Origin of the sequence: Moorena sp. SIO4A1 (genome assembly GCF_010672065.1) — a bacterium.
GTDB lineage: Bacteria > Cyanobacteriota > Cyanobacteriia > Cyanobacteriales > Coleofasciculaceae > Moorena.
On record NZ_JAAHHX010001022.1, the window covers coordinates 1 to 1078 of the forward strand.

Consider the following 1078-nt stretch of genomic DNA (forward strand, 5'->3'; position numbering starts at 1 on the left):
CTTCATTTATAGTTGGCGTGGATCGGCTACAATCGATCGGTTTCCTAATGCTCTGGGACCCCATTCACCACGCCCTTGATATAGGCTAACTACCTTACCATCCAAGATCTTACTTACAACTTGATCTGATAATATATCTGTATCTTCTATTTCTTGATACTGTAAACCCAATCCACGGATAGCCTCCATTTGTCTGCTGACACTATAACTGGCTCCCCAGTAAGCATGTTCCATGACAAATTGGCGAGGACGATTCAAAATGACATGGTATACGTAAAGTGCTGCTCCTAATGCTCCCCCAGCATCCCCAGCAGCAGGCTGTATAAAAACATTTTCAAAGGGTCCTTCCCTGACTAGACGACCATTGGCAACACTATTTAGGGCAACGCCACCAGCCATGACTAGATTACTGTGTCCAGTTAAACCATGTGCATACCTAGCCATCTTCAACACAATTTCTTCAGTTACATACTGAATACTAGCTGCGATATCAGCATATTTCTGATTTAATTGAGCTGTTTGTTCATCCCAATTAGGATGGTCACGATTGGGATGGGTATTTAGTGTATAAAATTCCGATTCAGGTGGGCGAGGAGAACCAAAAATCTCAATAAATTTATTATTGTAAGTATGCTGTGTTGAGTAATGAAAGGAAAAGTAGTTTAGATTAAGATGAACACTGCCTTCATTATCTATATCCACAACCTTCAAAATTTCATCAACATAGTTAGGGCTACCATAGGGTGCCATTCCCATCACTTTATATTCACCATTATTAACTCGGAACCCCAGAAAAGCAGTAAAGGCCGAGTATAACAAGCCAACGGAATGTGGAAAGCGAAGCTCACGAGTTAAATTAATCTGATTCTGAACATTACTGTTTTCATCCCATTTTGCCGTTGCATATCCAATGGCGGCAGTAGTCCATTCACCAACACCGTCTACCGTTAGCACCGCCGCCTCTTTATAGGGAGAAGCAAACATAGCACTGGCTGCATGAGATAGGTGATGTTCCACAAAAAGGATTTTTTTGACATCAATACCGATTTCTGTTTGAATTTGACTTTTAATCCAAAGT

Annotated in this window: 1 protein-coding gene; it reads right to left on the bottom strand. The window is 41.1% G+C overall.

Annotated features, from left to right (window positions below; all coding sequences use genetic code 11):
- Nucleotides 1–6 precede the first annotated feature (6 nt).
- Nucleotides 7–1078, bottom strand: a 1072-nt coding sequence (locus F6K53_RS44950; RefSeq protein WP_293087590.1) for a carbamoyltransferase N-terminal domain-containing protein, incomplete at its 5' end; no start/stop codon positions are given.